Source organism: Parasphingorhabdus sp. (genome assembly GCF_965233695.1).
In the GTDB taxonomy this organism is placed as follows: Bacteria; Pseudomonadota; Alphaproteobacteria; order Sphingomonadales; family Sphingomonadaceae; genus Parasphingorhabdus.
This window is the reverse complement of record NZ_OZ247497.1, coordinates 894,906-913,472: the sequence shown is the minus strand read 5'-3', so window position 1 is coordinate 913,472 and position 18,567 is coordinate 894,906. Positions and strand designations below refer to the sequence as shown.

The window sequence follows — 18,567 nt, the reverse complement described above, 5'->3', positions numbered from 1 at the left end:
CCACCCAAACACTATCTGGATAACTTCAATGCAGCGGTACGCCCGCTACAGTAATCCGGTTCAGATACCGCCGGTGGCCCTGATAATCATTCAGTGCATAGTGCCAGGTGGAGCGGTTATCCCACATCGCCAGCATGCCCTCTTCCCATTGCAGGCGGTATTGAAATTGGGGTTGGGAAATGTGAGCGTATAGTTCGGCGAGGAGCGTCTTGCTTTCTTCCTCGCTCATATCGACAATGTTCAGTGTGAAGCCCGGATTGACGTACAGGCCATTTGCACCGGTCTCGGGATGGCGGAGCACGACCGGGTGGATCGCTTCCTGCACCGCGGACTCCGTATTGCCGAAACGGCCGCCAAATTTCTTTTGATAGGCGCTGTCTTTGCCGAAAATATGGGCGTTGCCATGGCGGGCCTTCAGGCGGTCGAGCCGTTCCTTCATAGTGTCGTCCAGCGCTTCATAAGCTGCGTGCATGCCGGCGAATAACGTGTCTCCTCCGCTGGGCGGGATTTCCAATGCGTAGAGGATGGAGCCCATGGCGGGAACCTCATCATAGCTGTGATCGGTATGCCAGCCGCCGCCAATATTCACTTCCTGATCGGGTTCCTTGAGGACTTTGGCAATTTGCGGATAGCCCTCGACAGGTGTGAAAAAGCGGTTGATGTCGATATCGTTCCAGCGCTCGGCAAAGGCGATATGGTCTTCCGGGGTCAGTTGCTGATCCCTAAAAAACAGGGCGCCATGACCGAAAAACGCCGTGCGGATTTCGGCAAACTGATCATCGCTGAGCCTGGTCAGATCAACATTCTCGACAATCGCGCCGACCGCTTCGCTTGCTTTCGATATCTGCATGATCCTCCCCTCATTTTCATTATGCGATAGCTGTATAGCCTGTTTTTATGATATTGGCATAATCGATTCAGATAAGGAGCCGTCCTCATGACCGACACGAAAATCAATCGCCGTCAAATGCTTGCCGCTGGAGCGGCAACCGGTATCGCGCTCACCGCCTGCCAGTCGGTCGCGGCCCAGGGAGATGCGGACCTGACTGGCAAGTCGGTATTGATCACTGGCTGTTCCTCGGGTTTTGGCTATCTGGGTGCGCTGCATTATGCGGAGCAGGGCGCGAAGGTTTTTGCCACCATGCGCAACATGCCGCGTGCGGAAGCAGACCAGCTGAAAGCCGCAGCGAAAGACGGCGCTGATCTTACCGTGCTGGAGCTCGACGTGCTGTCGGATGAGTCCGTTGCCAAAGCGGTGGCAGAGGCCGAGCGGCTGAACGGCGGTGCGCTGGATGTCATCGTCAACAATGCCGGTATCGGCACTGGCGCGCCGGTCGAGTTGCAGGATATCGAGGCGACGCAGCTGTTGTTCGAGACCAACACTGTCGGCCCGCACCGGGTGGCACGCGCTGCATTGCCAATGATGCGCGCCAAAAAAGCCGGACTGATCGTCAATATTTCGTCGCAGCTGGGGCGGGTGATGGTGCCGGGCATGGGCCTCTATTCGTCAACCAAATTTGCTCTGGAATCGATGAGCGAGCAAATGGCTTATGAACTGGTGCCGCACGGCGTGGATGTGACTGTCGTACAGCCGGGCGGTTATCCCACAAAGATCTGGGATAATGGCAACAAGCTGACCGCACCAATGCTCGAACGGGCAAGCGAAGAACGCAAAGCCGCCTATCCCGAGCTGGTCGCCGGCGCGCTGCGCGATGGCGGTGGTTCAGCCGATCCGATGGATGTTCCGCGCGCGATTGCCGGTCTGATCGCCATGAGTCCGGGAAAGCGGCCGCTGCGTGTTCCTGTCCATCCCGGCCGGAAACCGCAGATGGCGATTAACGAGGTCAGCGCCCAGACCCAGGTTGCCATGCTGGGCAATTCGCCCTTTGGCCCCTGGATCAAGGATGTGCACCAGCGCAGCTGATCAGACGCTGGCGGTTGCTGCTTCTGTCTGTTTAACGAGCAACAACGGTGCCAGATAAACGACCAGAAAGACCAGATTGGGAATAACGTTCGCGGCGTTGCCCGACGCGATTGATGCCCCGCTGTCGATGACAAACCAGGTCAGAAAGACATAGATGCTGCCCTTGCGGATCAGCGAACTGCCCTGTTCAATCCCCGGCGCAGAGATAAACAGATACATCGCGCCCAATCCGCCGAACACACCGCCGGCAATTGCCATGGCAAGTTTTGACTCGGGCGTGGTCAGTCCGGCAACACCTTCTGTGCCGGAGGATGCCAGATTGAAAAAGATATCATTGGCGCCAGTAAAATCATTCACGCCGGCCAGCGCAAATAGAACCGCCGTGATGATGGAAATTACGCCTATGATCCGCATGGAAAAGGCTGTTGCTGTGGGTGACATGATCTATCTCCTGTTTAATCGTCATCATAAAAGCCCATTCCAATAACGAAAACAATTACCTGACAGGTAAGTGCGCGGCTTGTGCTGTGCTGGCATGATGCGATAATCCAATGAAAGGGAGCAGGTGATGGCATCGGAAATGGAACGCTCGGAATTTGGCAGCATATTGAAGGAATGGCGCAAGGTTCGCCGGTTCAGCCAGTTGGACCTCTCGCTAGAGGCTGACATGTCTGCCCGGCATCTCAGCTTTCTTGAATCCGGTCGGTCCAGGCCCAGCCGTGCCATGGTGCTGCGCCTGTCCGATGCTTTGCAGCTCCCGCGACCGATGGCCAATCAGGCACTGCACGCCGCCGGTTTTGCTGCGGTCTATCCCAGCCTGCCGGACGACGCGCCGGAACTCGCGCCCGTGCATCAGGCAATTGCAACGATGCTGGACCATCACGACCCCTATCCCGGCATTGCAGTCGACCGGCACTGGAACGTGGTTCGCTCCAACCAGGGCGCCCAAATGCTGTTGGCGCTCGCCAATCCGGGTGGCGCGGTCAACATGATGGACATATTGATCAACAGCGCTGGCTTGGGCTTGATCGAAAATTGGGATGAAGTGGCGATGTTGTCCCTGACCCGGTTGCGCACAGAGATACTGGAGCTGGGCGGCGATGAAAAACTGTCCGCGTTGATGCAACGCCTGTCTGATCTGGAGCAGGTCAAGAATGCCGATCTCGCGGCGATCAATCTCAATCAGGCGGTGATTCCGACGATCTTGCGGGTGGGGGAAAACCGCTTGTCTTTATTCTCGACCATCGCGCAATTCGGATCGGTACAGGATACCCAGGCAGGCGAAACGCGAATTGAATTGATGTTCCCGATGGATGATGAAACGGTTCAGTTTTTTGAAAGCTAGCGTCTGTCATCAGGCCGTGCAGGGTTTGTGGGGGAGTGGAGCTTTTTGAACATGTTGACCAAGCGTTTTTTGGCCCTGCCGCTATTATCACTCGCCGCCTGTGCGCCCAGCCCCAATATCGCAAAAACAGCGACAGAAGACCCTCGCAATGCTCCGTCCGAAACCATCGCGACCAATAAGGTCAGCGCCGAAAATCTTGCCAAATGGCGCAGGGATAATCCGAGCTGGTATGCTGCGGTCGAACCCTTTCGGATCATTGGCGAAAAGGGTGCAGGCGTTTATTATGTCGGTACCGAGGGCCTGGGTATGTTCTTCATTCCGACCAAAGATGGCCATATCGTAATCGATGGCGGGATGCCGGATCAGGGGCCGATGGTGGCCGATGCAATCGCCCGACTAGGCTATGATCCCAAGGAAATAAAAGTTCTGCTTAACAGCCATGCCCATCTCGATCATTCCGGTGGGCTTGCTGATCTGAAAGCTTTAAGCGGCGCGCAGATGATCGCCAGCGCAGGCGACCGATCAGCACTGGAAGGCGGTTTCTATCTGGGTTCGGAAGACGAGGATTTTCTCAACGCTCCGCCAGTAAAAGTAGACCGGATCATCGCTGATGGCGAGACGGTCAGCCATGGCGGCGTGACGCTAACCGCCCATATCACGCCGGGCCACACGCGCGGCTGTACCTCCTGGACCATGAATAGCCGGCAGGATGGAAAGACATATGAGGTGCTATTTTTCTGTTCGGCCACCGTTGCCGCGAACCGGCTGGTCAATCCGCCGCAATATGAGGGCATTGTTGAGGATTACCACAAGACGTTTGACAAAACCCGTGACTGGAAACCGGATGTGTTCCTGGCCAACCACCCCGGGTTTTTTGGCTTGGCGAGAAAACGCGAAAAGCAGAAAGCGGGCGATGCGCTGGCCTTTGTCGATGATCAGGCTTTTGGCAAGTTCATCACGACCATAGAAGGCTGGTTCAAGGATGGCCTTCGGAAACAGACCGAGGCTGCAGCGCCCTGATGCTAGTCAAAACGCGACTTGCAGAAAGCCCCAGCCCGCTCTTAACTTAAGGGCATCAGAGGATGGAGTGAAAGAATATGGCAAGTGCAAAACAGGTTATCGAGAAATTCTGGGAAATTCAGAATGGCCATGACTATACCAAATTGAGTCCCCTATTTGCCGACAACGCCGTGTTCGAGGACCCCGCCATCGGGCGGGTAGAGGGCAAGCCGGCTATCGACAAACTGCTCGCCGGACTGACCAAGGAACTGGCGGACAAAAAAATGCATTTCGAGGTGCTGGAAATAGCCGGTGACGAGCATGTCGCCTGGTCTCGCTGGCTATGGAAACGGCCCGAAGGCGATATTGAAGGGGTTGGATTATATAAGGTCGCGGATGGCCAGCTGATATCCTATCGCGACTTTTATGCGGTACCGGAGGGGTAAGCCGCCGCAGCGCGTTTCAATCCTTGGGCTGAATATCTTCCGGATAGGGATTGCGCGAAATCAGGCCCCAAGAGCTGTTGTTCGACAGGCTCTGGCGGGCATCAATCTCGATCAGCAATTCCTTTGTCTTGATAATATCCGCGCCGACCGCCGACGATAATGTCTCGATGTTGCGCCACTTATATTTGTCGCCGCGCAGCAGCAGGATCAGCCGCTCCTTGCGCTTGTCATCCAGCCGATATTCGCGCCGTTTTGCCAGCCAATGGGTCAGAAACACCGTTGCAAGCGAAGCAACCGCGCCGACCACGGCACCGATAAGGACGGCGATTTCTGCACTGACGGTCATTTCTGCCTCTCCTCGTGCCGAGTCCTAAAAATCTATCGCCAGACCCTTATGCTCCCAATCGCCATAGCGGGTGGGACCATCCTTTTCCAGAATCTCATCGGCCTTGTCCAGGGGATCGGGCTCTGGCAACGGCGGGCTTTTGGACAGATAGGCAGGCGGTTTGACATCAGCGGGTCGCTCGCCGGGTTTTCTGGCTGCCTGCTGTTCAAGGGATTTTCTATCATTTCCGGCCATATTTTCTATTTCCTGCCTATTTGAAAAAGCCCGCCTCAAACCCTATATCGAGGGAGAAAGTCTTATAATCAAGCGAGTAGACAGATGAATTTTCTAAAGACGACTATGTTGCTGGCGGCGCTGACCGCCCTGTTCATGGTCATGGGCTTCTCGCTCGGCGGGCCACGCGGGGCGATTTTGGCGTTATTGGTGGCGGCAGGTATGAACCTGTTTACCTACTGGAATGCCGATAAAATCGTGCTCAAAATGCACAAGGCGGTTGAGGTAGACGCCAGCAGCCACCCGGAATTTTATACCATGGTGCAGCGACTGGCACAGCGCGCCCAACTGCCGATGCCGAAAGTCTATATCGTCGACCAGGCACAGCCCAATGCCTTTGCCACCGGCCGTGATCCTGAACATTCGGCGGTCGCGGCAACAACCGGCCTGCTCAACATGCTGAGCTATGACGAGATTGAAGGCGTGATGGCGCATGAGCTGGGCCATGTGAAAAACCGCGACACGCTTATCATGACAATGGTTGCAACGATTGCCGGTGCGGTGTCGATGCTTGCCAATTTCGGCCTGTTCTTTCGCGATAATCGCGGACTGGCTGGCATATTGGCGGTTTTTATCGCGCCCTTTGCGGCAATGATTGTCCAGATGGCGATAAGCCGGACCCGCGAATTTGGTGCGGATCGCTCGGCAGCCGAAATTAGCGGCAAGCCGCTCGCACTCGCGTCCGCCCTACACAAGATTTCAGGGCAGGCAGAGCGCATTCCCAATCCGGTGGCGCAGCGCAATCCGGCAGCGGCACAGCTTTACATAGTGCCGTCCGGCGTCAAGCAGATGTTCTCCACCCATCCCGCAACCGAAGACCGGATCGCGGCACTGCACGATATGGCGCAGGGCGGGGGATCGGACGGCTGGTCGAACAATGCCGATGAAGTTGGCGATATGGGTCGACTTAAAAACAGGCGTAGTGCGCTTGATCCGACACGATAGCATTGATTCATTCGCGTAAATAGCGCAAGTGCTCCCGCGAAGGCGGGAGCCCATCTCCCGTACCATGATCTTGATACGGCCGGAGATGGGTTCCTGCCTGCGCAGGAACACAACCATCTCTAACGACAATAAAATTCCCGGCCTCCCTGCGAGAACCGCCGCCTTGCGATTGCTTGATGCCGTTTGCCGGCGCGGTGAAACACTGGATCAGGCGTTACCTGTGGCCACCGCAAAGCTAAACAATCCATCTGATCGTTCGCTTGCTCATAATATCGCGGCCAATGCGCTGCGCTGGATGAGCGCGCTCGATGCGATGATCGATAGCGCGACGAAGAAACGTCTTCCCGATGATGCCAAGGCGCGGATGGCTCTGCGTATTGCCCTGGTGCAGGTTCTGGTGCTGGAAACGCCCCAGCATGCGGCGATAGCGACCGCCTTGCCGCTGGTCCATGGCGGGCCGCGGCGGCTCGTGCATGGCGTCTTCTCCACCGTGATGCGCGGACTCGAATCCGGTAAACTGGCCTTGCCGGAGGTTCCCGAAATTCCCGGCGAAACGCTGGACCGCTGGACCCATCATTGGGGCGAAGATGTAGCTATTTCTGCAGGACAGGCATGGGCCGGCGCGCCTCCCCTTGATCTCAGTTTCAAAGCGGATGACACCAGCGCGCTGGAGGGCGAGAGGCTCGCACCCAAACATTTGCGTATGCCGTCAGGATCACCTGTCACCGAGCTGGCGGGTTTTGACGATGGCGCCTTTTGGGTGCAGGATCTGGCAGCATCCTTGCCCGCCCGACTGCTAGGCGAAGGCGACGGCAAAACGTTGCTCGACCTTTGCGCTGCGCCGGGTGGCAAGACGATGCAGCTAGCATCCGCGGGCTGGAAAACCGTTTCCGTCGACAATAGCGAAAAACGGATGGAGCGGTTCAAGGACAATCTTGGGCGCACCGGGCTGGACGCGGACATTGTCATTGCTGATCTGATGAAATGGCAGCCATCAGAGCCGGTCGATGCAGTTTTGCTGGACGCACCGTGCAGCGCAACCGGTATTTTTCGCCGCCATCCCGATGTGCTGCATTGCATCGGATCCCGCCAGATTACCGAGCGTGCAGAGGTGCAAAAGGCGCTGCTCGACCGGATTGCTCCATGGGTCAAACCGGGCGGCGTGCTGGTCTATACCGTCTGCTCGCTGGAACCGGAAGAGGGCGAAGATCAGATCGAGCAATTTCTCGAAAGCCATGAAGATTTCACACTGGCTGCGGTCAAACCCGATGAACTTCCCGCGGGCATCAGCTCGACCGAAAATGGTTGCGTGCGGACGCTGCCCAACATGCTTTCCGAAAAAGGGCATCTTGACGGATTTTTCATCGCGCGATTGCAGCGCAAAGCCTGACCGGGCGTTAAAATTCAGCCTGTCCCCAAATTGTCCACAGGCCTTTGGGTTTTGCGCCGATTCGCGCCTTGCAGGCGCTATATAAAAATCCTAGACGCAGCATTGTAAAGGAACCGCCATGACCAGCCCGATCCGTATCGCTCCCTCCATCCTTTCCGCCGATTTTGCGCGTTTGGGTGAAGAAGTTCGTGCGATTGATGAAGCGGGCTGCGACTGGGTGCATGTTGACGTCATGGACGGCCATTTTGTTCCGAATATCACCATCGGCCCGGCTGTCGTCAAAGCGCTGCGTCCGCATAGTGAAAAGCCGTTTGACGTGCATTTGATGATTTCGCCGGTGGATCAATATCTTGAGGCTTTTGCTGACGCCGGTGCAGACATCATCTCTTTTCATCCTGAAGCCGGTGCCCACCCGCATCGCACCGTGCAAACGATCCATACGCTCGGCAAACAGGCCGGGCTTGTACTCAATCCCGCGACATCGCTGGAAGTGCTCGATTTCCTAATCGACGATCTCGACCTGATTTTGGTGATGAGCGTCAATCCGGGTTTCGGCGGACAGAGTTTTATCGATACGCAGCTGCGCAAGATCGAGGCGATCCGCAAACGCATTGATGCGACCGGCAAGGATATCCGGCTGGAAGTGGATGGCGGTATTGATTTGAATACGGCGCCCAAGGCGATTGCGGCAGGAGCCGATACATTGGTGGCGGGCACTGCGACCTTTCGGGGCGGTCCCGACCAATATGCCGCCAACATAAGCGGCCTGAGGGGTGAATGAGCGCAAAAAGCCCCGAAACTGATGGCATGGCCGATGATCCGGGCAGTGGCTTAGAGCGCTATAGCGGTGAAGAAAGCGAGGCGCCGGAAGGCCGCAGCCTGACGTTGCGCGCAGGCGGGGATCGCGGGCAATCACTGGCCGAACAAACCGCGCTACTCTACTATCGCATGACCTGGAGGATGCCGCTGCATCGGTTGCGCCTGTCGGGCAAATTGCCGCTGCGCTTGCTGGCTGTGCCGGTCGATCCGGTCGAAGGCAACCGGGTGCAGGGCATGGCTGTCCGTGCCGGGCATTTTCTGTTTCGCGGGCTTAAGAAAAAGCTCGATGGGATCGATTTTGCCGACCTGAAGCTGCCACCGGCTTTTGAAGATTATGTCCACCGGTTCGTTTGGCTGCGCGATCTTGATACGGCAGCATCTCGGGATCAGGCGCTACCGGTAGCCGAAAAGCTGATGGAAGAATGGCTGGACGCGAATGGCAAGAAAATCCGGCAACCGGCCTGGCGGCCTGATAATTGCGGCTGGCGCCTGTTGATCTGGGCAAGTCATGCGCCGTTGATCCTGTCATCCGGCGATCTGATCTACCGTTCCAAAGTCCTCAACAATATCGCGCGCACCGCCCGGCATCTTGATCGGACCGCGGACAAAGCAACATCGAGTCTGGGTCGGCTGGTTGCGTGGAGCGGTGTCGTGGCGGCCTCGTTATTGATCCCCGAAGGCCGGGTGCGCCGCATTGTCGGCGAGGCGGGTCTGGAAAAGGCGATGGGCGAATTTTTCTATCCTGATGGCGGCTCCGTGTCACGTTCGCCGCTCAATCAGATGGATGCTGTAGTGCTGCTTTCTATGCTCAAACAGGTCTATCTCGCACGCGAGGAAGATGCGCCCGAATTTCTGGAAAATGCACTGGCACAAGCGGTCCCGCCGCTTACCGGCCTGACCCATTTTGATGGCAGCATGGGCAACTGGCAGGGTGGTGGTGCAACCTCGTCGGAACAGGTCGAACAAGTCATAGAAGCCAGCGGCATCCGCGCACGACCACTGCGCCAGGCACGCGACTGGGGCTATCAGCGGGTATCATCGGGGCGTTCCGTTCTGATACTCGATGCCGCGCCGCCGCCAATTGCACGGATGGCCGTGGCGGGATGCGCATCGACACTGGCGTTTGAATTTTCCAATGGCGACAATCGTATTATCGGCAATTGTGGTGGGGCCGGGCTGGTCGGCGCGACCATTCCGGCTTCCCTCGCCCGGGGCTTGCGCACCACGGCTGCGCACAGCACTTTGTGTATCGACAATAGCAACAGCACCTCTATCCTTCCCGACGGGAAGCTCGGCCGCGGCGTAAGCGAGGTTGAGCTGTTCCGCCGCGATGTCGAAAATGCGACCCGGCTGGAAGCCAGCCATAATGGCTATGCAAAGCGGTTCGGGCTGGTTCACAAACGCTTGCTGCTTATGCGGTCTGACGGCTTGGAGTTGCGCGGCGAAGACATGTTGATCCCTGATGGCAAGAAACGGCGGCGAAAGAAGAAAGACGTGGAATATGCGCTGCGTTTCCACCTCGGGCCGGATATTGAGAGCGACTTGATATCCGAAGGCAAAGGTGTGCTGTTGCGCCTGAAAGACGGTAATTTATGGCAATTCCGCTCGACCGGCGGTGAAATAGTTCTGGAAGACAGTGTCTGGGTCGACGGCATGGGCATTCCCCACAGCGTGATGCAGATGGTAATAACGGATACAGTGGGCAGCGGCGGCGGAGCGACCGGCTGGCTGCTCAAACATATGGGATAAAGGCGATCATGACCGATAATATTACAATCAAACGGGCTCTGCTTTCGGTGTCCGACAAAAACGGTTTGGCGGATTTGGGCAAGGAACTGGCCGCCATGGGCGTGGCGTTAATCTCAACCGGTGGCACGGCAAAGGCCTTGCGCGATGCGGGGCTGGAAGTCGCCGATATTTCGGACGTCACCAACTTTCCCGAAATGATGGATGGCCGCGTCAAAACATTGCACCCCAAGGTCCATGGCGGCTTGCTCGCGCGGCGTGATGATGCGGGCCATGTCGCTTCGATGGAAGAACATGATATTGCCGGGATCGATCTGGTGATCGTCAATCTCTATCCCTTTGCCCAGACCGTCGCCAAGGGTGCGGCACGCGACGAGATTATCGAGAATATCGATATTGGCGGACCCAGCATGGTGCGCAGCGCGGCGAAAAACCATGATTTCGTGACCATCGTTACCGACCCGTCAGATTACGACACCTTGCTGGCGGAACTGAAGGAAAGCGGCGGCGCTACCAGCATCGCTTTCCGCAAGAAAATGGCGGCAAAGGCCTTTGCCGCGACCGCCAGCTATGACGGCATGATCGCACAATGGTTCGGCTTTGCCGATCAGGGCCAGATGTTCCCGCCGACCCTGCCGCTCACGATGAGCCAGCCGACCGAATTGCGCTATGGCGAAAACCCGCACCAGATGGCGGCGCTCTATCTGCCCGATGGTCCTTCGGCCAAGGGCATTGCACAGGCTGAACAATTGCAGGGCAAGGCGCTGAGCTATAATAATTATAACGACGCGGACGCGGCGCTGGAACTGGTCAGCGAGTTTCGCGATGGCCCGCCTACGGTGGTGATTGTCAAACATGCCAATCCCTGCGGTGTAGCAAGCGGTGACAGTATCTTGGAAGCCTACAAGCAAGCACTTGCTTGCGACAGCGTCTCGGCCTTTGGCGGGATCATCGCAGTGAACCGGCCGCTGGACGGTGCGGCTGCGCAAGCGATGACGGGCATTTTCACCGAGGTCGTCTGCGCCCCCGAAGCCGATGCGGATGCGCGCGCAATTTTTGCGAAGAAGAAAAACCTCCGGCTCTTGCTGACCGGCGACCTGCCAGACCCGGCGCGCGGCGGCATCGGCCTGAAGACGATAGCGGGCGGCTATCTGCTGCAATCGCGCGACAATGGTCAGATTGCCGAAGATGACCTGAAATGCGTCACCAAGCGAGAGCCGAGCGCGCAGGAAAAAGCGGACTGCCTGTTCGCCTGGACTGTCGCGAAACATGTGAAGTCCAACGCCATCGTCTATGCCAAAGACGGCGCTACGGCTGGCGTGGGCGCAGGGCAGATGAACCGGCTCGAATCCGCGCGCATTGCGGCGTGGAAAGCCAAAGACGCGGCGGAAAAAGCTGGCTGGAACGAAGCACGAACCATCGGCTCCGCGGTGGCTTCTGATGCCTTCTTCCCCTTTGCTGACGGCTTGATGGCGGCGGTCGAGGCTGGCGCAACAGCGGTTATTCAACCAGGCGGCTCGATCCGTGATGATGAGGTTATCGCGGCGGCCGACGAAGCCGGTCTGGCGATGCTGTTCACCGGGATGCGGCACTTTCGGCATTAACGGCAGAAGTCCGTACCTTTGACCGTCTCATTATGGGACGCAAGAAAATTGCACTATGGTGTAAAATCTGTTAACGGGCCAGTGGGTTCGCTAAATTCGCGGCATGTTCGGCTGTCCGGCCGGCAAGCCCAATAAAAGGGATAATCATGAAAAAAATACTTCTTGCCTCTGCAGTTGTGGCAGCCGCGGGCATGACCGCGCCAGCACAAGCTGCCAACATTCTTGTCAATGGCGACTTCGAAAGCGGCGATCTGTCGCCCTGGTTCCAGGACCGCGAACTTGGCGGCACAGTGGATTGGGCAACGGGTTCCAGTTTCGCTCGGACAGGCGCGTTCGGTGCAGGTAATTTCGGCAATTATGAATTGCGTCAGAATTTCGCTGGCGTCGCGGGCTCGGATATTACTGAAGCTTCGATCTGGGTCCGGCATATGAATTCGTCCAATGGCGCGGCCGTGGCTTTTGCCTTCTTCTACGATGATAATACGGAAAACCAGTTTGTCCTTTCCACATCGTCATCAGATTATGAATTTTTTGATCTGACCAGCCAGCTGGATGTTACAAAAACCCTCGTCGCCTTCTCGCTTTTCGGCAATAGCGGTAATAATGTCGAAGCGGCGATCGATGATGCGCAGATCCTGACAGCCATGGCTGCGGTGCCTGAGCCGGCCACATGGGCATTCATGATCTTTGGCTTTGGTGCCATCGGTTCTGCCATGCGTCGCCAACGTAAGGTCAATGTAAAAGTCAGCTACGCTTAAACGGCGCCAGCAACAGAAAAGAAAAACCCCGTCGGAGCGATTTCAGCGGGGTTTTTTCATGTCTGCGATCAGCGTGTTTATTCCGGCGTGGCGGCCTGAGCGTTTTGCCCATCACCTTCCGGCGCGGCGATAATGTCGCGGGTTACGCTGCCTTTATCGACAGTAAACGTATCGGCATCGCCCACGGAAGAGCGGATGCCGGCATCGGCGTCACCGGCCTGACCAACAATCGCGGACTCGGTCACGCTACGGGCTTGTGCTCCGCCAAACATGGCTTCCAGGGTCTGCTGCTGCACGCCGCCGGTCTGGGGACGCGGTTGACCGGGTTGTGGAGGTGTCAGACCGAAATCGGGGGGAATGACCAGGGGAGGCTGGCGCGAGACGGCGAATTCGTCAGGACGGTCGCGGTCAAACAGGCCGCTGGAGCCGCATGCGGATAGTCCGACCAGCGAAACCAGGCTGATACCGATAATAGATTTACGCATATTCACTTCCCTCAAAATTACTTGCCCTGCATGCACAAAGCTCTTTGGCTGGCTCTTTGCCACGGGTCAACTGTCGCCAAGCTGAATATTATCTTGGTCCGGCTTTTCGCGTATAAACAGCGCGCGTGCAAGCAGGATTACGACCCCGATGGAAATGCACGCATCGGCGACGTTGAAAATCAGGAACGGACGGAAATCGCCGATATGCAAATCCGCAAAATCAGCGACATAGCCGAGCCGAGCGCGATCCAAAATATTGCCCATCGCGCCGCCGAGAACGAACGAAAGCGCAATAATGTCCCACTTCGCCTTTTCCCGCCACATCCAGATCAGCACCGCAACAGCGATCAGGCCGGTCAACGCGACCAAGGCCCAGCGCTGGAAATCTGTCGAAGCGGTCAGGAAACCCATCGAAACGCCGTAATTTTCCGCCCAGGTCAGGTTGAAAAAGGGCAGCAGCTCAATCTGGCCCTTGGCTTTCAGATCGAGCGGAAACATCACCATATACTTGGTGAACTGGTCGATGATGAAGATCAGGACCGCGACAACAAGGCCGGCGATCCGGTATTTCGATACGGCTTCGGTCATGCGTTAAGAACCCCATCACAACGGCCGCATAGCGCGCCATCTTCTTCTACATCGGGCAACAAGCGCCAGCAGCGGCCGCATTTGCTGTGCTCCGTTTTGGTCACGGTGATCTCCGCGCCATCCTTCACATCGGCGACGATGCAGATTTCAGTAAACTCTTCGGCGGATAGCGACAGTTCGGACAATGGATAGGTGACTTCTGCTTCCAGACTGGAGCGGATTGTCTTTTCCCGACGCAGGGGTTCTATCGCTTCGGTAATTGCCGAGCGTTGTGCTGCCACAATATCCCATTTGCTGGATAATTCGACATCGTCCCAACCGCGATCCATCTCTGGCCATTCTTTCAAGTGGATCGAGTCATTCTCATCCGGGAAGCGGCTCTGCCAAATTTCCTCTGCGGTGAAGACCAACACCGGTGCGATATACCGGGTTAGGGCGTGAAACAGGATATCCATGACTGTCCGGTACGCCATGCGTTTCGGATCGTCGGCTGCATCGCAATAGAGACAGTCTTTACGAATATCGAAGAAGAAGGCGCTAAGATCATCATTCACGAAATCACTAAGTGCTCGCATATAAGGACCGAAGGCGAAATTATTAACATGCTCACGTAGGTCGGCATCGAGACGATATAGCTTGTGCAGCACATAACGCTCCAGCTCCGGCATATCGGCGACGGCCACCCGCTCACTTTCCTCAAAATCGCTGAGACCGCCGAGCATATAGCGGAAGGTGTTGCGCAATTTGCGATAGCTGTCGGTGACGCCTTTGATGATTTCATCGCCGATCCGGTGATCCTCGGTGAAATCGACGCTCGCGGCCCAGAGGCGCAGGATATCGGCACCATTGACGTTGATAATCTTCTGCGGATCAAGCGTGTTGCCAAGCGACTTCGACATTTTCTTGCCGTTTTTGTCGAGCGTCATGCCGTGGGTCAGCACCGCCTTGTAGGGCGCATGACCGCGGGTGCCGCAGGACTCCAGCAGGCTCGACTGGAACCAGCCGCGATGCTGGTCGCTGCCTTCCAGATACAGGTCAGCCGGTGTCTGATGATCCGGCCATTTGCCGCTTTCCAGCACAAAGCTATGGGTGCAGCCGCTGTCAAACCAGACGTCGAGAATATCGGTGATAACCTCATAATCATCGAGGCTGTACTTGTTGCCGAGAAATTCCTGATGGTCGGCATCGAACCAGGCATCAGCACCGCCGGTTTTAAAGGCCGCGATAATCCGTTCGTTGACCGCCGGGTCATTGAGATAGTCGCCGGTCTTGCGATCGACATAAAGCGCAATCGGCACGCCCCAGGCGCGCTGGCGGCTCAGCACCCAGTCCGGGCGGCCTTCGACCATGGATTCCAGACGGCGTCTGCCGCGTTCCGGTACGAAGCGCACTTTGTTGCGGATTTCGTCCAGGGCAATGTTACGCAGGGTAGCGGCGACGCCTTCGGCATGGCCGACCACCAGTTCCCTCTCCCCTTCAGGGGGGAGGGTTAGGGTGGGGGGAACATCGCCTTGACTGCCCCTCTCCCAACCCTCTCCCCTGAAGGGGAGAGGGCTATCCATCGGCACAAACCATTGCGGCGTGCAGCGATAGATGATCTTCGCTTTCGAGCGCCAGCTATGCGGATAGCTATGCTGAAAATCATCGCTGGCCGAGAGCAGGGCGCCCGCTGCACGCAGGTCTTCGCAAATCGGACCCGTGCTGCTTACAAATTTCTTGTTGATCACCCCGCCTGCACGCTCGTCCCCGCGCGGCAGCCAGTCCCAGTCCTCGCGATACACGCCATCCGCATCGACGGCGAATACCGGGTTGATGCCGTTGGCTTTACACAGTTCGAAATCATCCTCGCCGTGGTCGGGGGACATATGAACGAGGCCGGTGCCGGCCTCGGTGGTGACGAAGTGCGAGCCGTCGAGGAAGGGTCGAGGCTTGGTGTAGAAATCGCTGTCCGGGAAGGTGTCTGCCATCGGGTGCTTGGCGATAGCGCCAGCGAGTTGGGAGCCTTTGCCTTCCCAGTAAATTTCGTTCATCTCAGGAGTTGCGAACCGTCCATGTAACTCGCCGGACTCAACCAGTTGCTTGGCGACCAGATGTTTTTTACCACTGTGCTCGCCGAGTAAGACGTATTCAACATCCGCTCCATAGGCGAGCGCCTGATTGACAGGGATTGTCCAGGGCGTTGTCGTCCAGATCACCGCATGCGCGCCGACCAGTTCCGGCGCATTCGGCGCTTCAACAATCTCAAACGCCACGTCAATCTGGGTCGAGGTAATATCCTCATATTCCACTTCGGCTTCTGCCAGCGCGGTTTTCTCGACCGGCGACCACATCACCGGTTTCGCGCCGCGATAGAGCTGTCCCGCTTCGGCAAATTTCAGAAGCTCCGCGACAATCGCCGCTTCGGCATCATAATCCATCGTCAGATAGGGCTTGTCCCACTGCGCCAAAATGCCGAGCCGTTTAAATTCCTCGCGCTGCACATTGACCCAATTGTCCGCATAGGTACGGCATTCGGCGCGAAATTCGCTCGCCGGAACGTCGTCCTTATTGCGCTTTTTCTTGCGATATTGTTCCTCGATCTTCCACTCGATCGGCAGGCCATGACAGTCCCACCCGGGCACAAAAGGCGCATCCTTGCCGAGCAAATTCTGGCTGCGGACAACCAAATCCTTGAGCGTCTTGTTCAGGCTATGACCGATATGGATATTGCCATTGGCATAAGGCGGACCGTCGTGGAAAATGAACTTTTCCCGTCCCTCACGCGCTTTACGCAGCTTCTCATAAAGCCCAATTTTCTGCCAGCGCTCCAGAATCGCCGGTTCCTTATTCGCAAGGCCGGCTTTCATCGGGAAATCGGTTTTCGGCAGGAAAACCGTGTCTTTATAATCGCGCTCTTTGGCGGGTGCATTATCGGTCATGATTGGCGGGGATTAGGCGAGGCAGCGCGCGGGCGCAAGCGGGATTTCACGGTCGCCCGATCGCCTCGATCGGCTAGCGAATAAGGGCTGGCCCGACCTTCCTGATATCATCGACCATGACATAGCCGTTAAAGCTGACCGGAATGTCCGTCAGCTGATGGCCTTCGGTCAGTCCGCGTGTCGATTCGTGATCGTTCATCGGGCCGATTATCAGCGTGCGCGCACCCACCGCTTCCATCCGGGCCGTGGTGCGGTTGGGCCATCCGGCGAAGGCCCATTGATAGTCGAGGGGAACCACCAAAGTGCCGTTTTTGCAGCTATCGGGCGTTATGCCGAGCCAGCCCATCCACAGATAATCTTTGGTGCAGGCTTTGACGTCCGGTTTTGACCAGGCCCAGATGCCGGGCACAAGTTGCTTCATGCGCTTGACCGGGGCTTCGCCGCCGTAAAACCCGTCGCCTTCCTTCAAAGGGTCGCGACCGGCCGCTTTCAGGATCGCATAGAGTTGATCGGCCTCGTCCGGGTTTTTGCTTTTGAAGTTGAACAGAAACGGCCTGAAGGTTTCTGATGCCAGTGCCTCTTCGACGGTAGGAATTTTGCCGATGCCCTTGCCGCGCAGGGGAAAAGTCTGACCGCCGTCAGATGAATAGCCATAGCCGATATCAAGCGCTTGCAGTTCCGCCAATGTCAGATCTCTCGTCTTTCCCTTGCCATCGGTCCGGCAATCGACGGTCCAGTCATGGAACAGCACCATTTTACCATCCCTGGTCGGGGCAACATCAACCTCCACCATATCCGCCTGCATGTTAACTGCTGCGCGAATGGAATGAATCGTATTTTCAAAAATTTCCAGATCTTCCTGGCCCGGGAGCATGCGAATGGCGGTGCAGTCATCTCTGCCCACACCCGTCGGATCATAGATATGGTGGACTCCGCGATGAGCGATCATCTTGAACTGGCCCTCGGGCACCGGTGCCCAGCGAGAGGAATTGAGCAGCATCATCGTTAGAAAGGTCATCCAGATAATCCCGAGTGACCAAAGGATTTTACGCTTCATGTTAGTATTGTTCGGGCCTTGTCGCAGTCTATTGCCATTTGCGCCATCAACGCATCGAGATCGTCAAATTTCGCTTCGCCGCGCAGGAAGTGGTGCAATTCCACTTCAACCGTCTGGCCGTAAAGATCTTCGGAAAAGTCAAAGAAATAAGGTTCGAGCAATTCCTTGGGCGGATCGAAACTTGGCCGAATACCCAGATTGGCTGCCCCGTTGACGACGCGGCCATCGGGCAGCCGGCCCTTTACCGCATAGATTCCGTATTTCGGCCGCAGATAATGGTCAATGTCGATATTGGCGGTAGGATAGCCGAGCTTGCGGCCATTTTTATCGCCGTGAATAACCGGGCCTTCAATGGCAAAGGGTCGCGTCAGCAGCGCGGTCGCCGTCTCGCAATCGCCCGCCTTCAACGCTTCGCGGATACGGCTGGAGGAGATGACTTCGGTGCTGTCGCTAACCGGGCCAACGGCCTTGGTCGACAGACCCAGAGGCGCGCCGAGCTGTTTCATCACGCCAACATTGCCTGCGCGACCCTTGCCAAAGGTGAAGTCTTCACCGGTGACGATGCCGGCTGCGCCAAAGCGCTCGACGAGCAATTTGGTCACGAAATCCTCTGCGGTGGTGCCAGCCAGTTCGCCGCCAAATTCAAACACCAGCATCGCATCTGCACCGGCGGCGGTGAACAGCCGTTCACGCTGGTCGAGGGTGGTCAGACGAAAGGGAGGCGCGTCGGGTTGAAAATACCGAACGGGATGCGGATCAAAGGTTGCGATGATTGCCGGTCGGCCCTCGGCCTTCGCCCAGTCGATCGCGGTTTGGGCAACCGCCTGATGGCCTTTGTGAAAGCCATCAAAATTGCCCAAAGCGATGATCGCTCCGCGCAGCTCGTCCGAAATTCTGTTTTGCCCACTCAACCGCATGATTTGC

At 57.0% G+C, this 18,567-nt stretch carries 19 protein-coding genes; 10 read left to right on the top strand and 9 right to left on the bottom strand.

Translation table 11 applies throughout. The features are described from left to right. Positions 1-25 precede the first annotated feature (25 nt). On the bottom strand, positions 26-850 hold the full coding sequence (locus tag ACO6S1_RS04230; RefSeq protein ID WP_422345084.1) for a TauD/TfdA dioxygenase family protein: 825 nt from the start codon (positions 848-850) through the stop codon (positions 26-28). Positions 851-937: 87 nt separating this feature from the next. Between ACO6S1_RS04230 and ACO6S1_RS04225 the strand changes: the two genes are divergently transcribed. Next, entirely contained in the window at positions 938-1,924 is a 987-nt protein-coding gene (locus tag ACO6S1_RS04225; RefSeq protein ID WP_422345083.1) for an SDR family oxidoreductase, read from the top strand. Here ACO6S1_RS04225 and ACO6S1_RS04220 read toward each other — a convergent pair whose 3' ends face one another. Further along, positions 1,925-2,365, bottom strand: a complete 441-nt coding sequence (locus tag ACO6S1_RS04220; RefSeq protein ID WP_422345082.1) for a hypothetical protein — start codon at positions 2,363-2,365, stop codon at positions 1,925-1,927. Between the two features lie 127 nt (positions 2,366-2,492). Here ACO6S1_RS04220 and ACO6S1_RS04215 point away from each other — a divergent pair, with 127 nt between their 5' ends. The 3 genes from ACO6S1_RS04215 to ACO6S1_RS04205 all read left to right on the top strand — a co-directional run bounded on the left by ACO6S1_RS04215 (position 2,493) and on the right by ACO6S1_RS04205 (position 4,714). Further along, positions 2,493-3,269 (top strand): helix-turn-helix domain-containing protein, encoded by a 777-nt coding sequence (locus ACO6S1_RS04215; protein ID WP_422345081.1) that lies wholly within the window; start codon positions 2,493-2,495, stop codon positions 3,267-3,269. Between the two features lie 51 nt (positions 3,270-3,320). Beyond that, entirely contained in the window at positions 3,321-4,289 is a 969-nt protein-coding gene (gene bla / locus ACO6S1_RS04210) for a subclass B3 metallo-beta-lactamase (protein ID WP_422345080.1), read from the top strand. A gap of 77 nt (positions 4,290-4,366) precedes the next feature. Then, complete coding sequence (locus tag ACO6S1_RS04205) at positions 4,367-4,714, top strand: nuclear transport factor 2 family protein (RefSeq protein WP_422345079.1); 348 nt, start codon at positions 4,367-4,369, stop codon at positions 4,712-4,714. 16 nt (positions 4,715-4,730) lie between these two features. On the opposite strand, the gene ACO6S1_RS04200 is transcribed toward ACO6S1_RS04205, so the two are convergent. Together ACO6S1_RS04200 and ACO6S1_RS04195 are read right to left on the bottom strand one after the other, a co-directional pair. Further along, on the bottom strand, positions 4,731-5,060 hold the full coding sequence (locus ACO6S1_RS04200; protein ID WP_422345078.1) for a hypothetical protein: 330 nt from the start codon (positions 5,058-5,060) through the stop codon (positions 4,731-4,733). A gap of 24 nt (positions 5,061-5,084) precedes the next feature. Next, on the bottom strand, positions 5,085-5,294 hold the full coding sequence (locus tag ACO6S1_RS04195) for a DUF1674 domain-containing protein (RefSeq protein WP_422345077.1): 210 nt from the start codon (positions 5,292-5,294) through the stop codon (positions 5,085-5,087). A gap of 84 nt (positions 5,295-5,378) precedes the next feature. Between ACO6S1_RS04195 and ACO6S1_RS04190 the strand changes: the two genes are divergently transcribed. From ACO6S1_RS04190 to ACO6S1_RS04165, 6 genes are all read left to right on the top strand, one after another. Beyond that, positions 5,379-6,278: a M48 family metalloprotease gene (locus tag ACO6S1_RS04190; protein WP_422345076.1), complete on the top strand. Its 900-nt coding sequence runs from the start codon at positions 5,379-5,381 to the stop codon at positions 6,276-6,278. 85 nt (positions 6,279-6,363) lie between these two features. After that, complete coding sequence (locus ACO6S1_RS04185) at positions 6,364-7,668, top strand: RsmB/NOP family class I SAM-dependent RNA methyltransferase (protein ID WP_422346133.1); 1,305 nt, start codon at positions 6,364-6,366, stop codon at positions 7,666-7,668. A gap of 118 nt (positions 7,669-7,786) precedes the next feature. Continuing rightward, positions 7,787-8,449 (top strand): ribulose-phosphate 3-epimerase, encoded by a 663-nt coding sequence (gene rpe / locus ACO6S1_RS04180; RefSeq protein WP_422345075.1) that lies wholly within the window; start codon positions 7,787-7,789, stop codon positions 8,447-8,449. Next, positions 8,446-10,236, top strand: coding sequence for a heparinase II/III family protein (locus tag ACO6S1_RS04175; protein WP_422345074.1), 1,791 nt, complete (start codon positions 8,446-8,448; stop codon positions 10,234-10,236). Before rpe ends, ACO6S1_RS04175 begins: the two co-directional genes overlap by 4 nt. Before the next feature lie 8 nt (positions 10,237-10,244). Beyond that, positions 10,245-11,837, top strand: a complete 1,593-nt coding sequence (purH, locus tag ACO6S1_RS04170) for a bifunctional phosphoribosylaminoimidazolecarboxamide formyltransferase/IMP cyclohydrolase (protein WP_422345073.1) — start codon at positions 10,245-10,247, stop codon at positions 11,835-11,837. Between the two features lie 146 nt (positions 11,838-11,983). Then, positions 11,984-12,595 (top strand): PEPxxWA-CTERM sorting domain-containing protein, encoded by a 612-nt coding sequence (locus ACO6S1_RS04165; RefSeq protein WP_422345072.1) that lies wholly within the window; start codon positions 11,984-11,986, stop codon positions 12,593-12,595. A gap of 77 nt (positions 12,596-12,672) precedes the next feature. Here the strand turns inward: ACO6S1_RS04165 and ACO6S1_RS04160 are convergent, their stop codons facing one another. From ACO6S1_RS04160 to ACO6S1_RS04140, 5 genes are all read right to left on the bottom strand, one after another. Next, positions 12,673-13,080, bottom strand: coding sequence for a DUF3035 domain-containing protein (locus tag ACO6S1_RS04160; protein WP_422345071.1), 408 nt, complete (start codon positions 13,078-13,080; stop codon positions 12,673-12,675). 66 nt (positions 13,081-13,146) lie between these two features. After that, the gene (lspA, locus tag ACO6S1_RS04155; protein WP_422345070.1) at positions 13,147-13,668 is read right to left on the bottom strand and encodes a signal peptidase II; all 522 of its coding nucleotides are present in this window, start codon (positions 13,666-13,668) and stop codon (positions 13,147-13,149) included. Then, a complete protein-coding gene (gene ileS / locus ACO6S1_RS04150; RefSeq protein ID WP_422345069.1) occupies positions 13,665-16,586 on the bottom strand; it encodes an isoleucine--tRNA ligase in 2,922 nt (973 codons plus the stop codon). The genes lspA and ileS overlap by 4 nt, the downstream gene beginning before the upstream one ends. Positions 16,587-16,659: 73 nt before the next feature. Continuing rightward, positions 16,660-17,643 carry a glycerophosphodiester phosphodiesterase family protein gene (locus tag ACO6S1_RS04145; protein ID WP_422345068.1) on the bottom strand — a complete coding sequence of 328 codons (984 nt, stop codon included), beginning with the start codon at positions 17,641-17,643 and terminating at the stop codon, positions 16,660-16,662. Continuing rightward, positions 17,640-18,560: a bifunctional riboflavin kinase/FAD synthetase gene (locus tag ACO6S1_RS04140; RefSeq protein WP_422345067.1), complete on the bottom strand. Its 921-nt coding sequence runs from the start codon at positions 18,558-18,560 to the stop codon at positions 17,640-17,642. Before ACO6S1_RS04140 ends, ACO6S1_RS04145 begins: the two co-directional genes overlap by 4 nt. Positions 18,561-18,567: the final 7 nt, after the last annotated feature.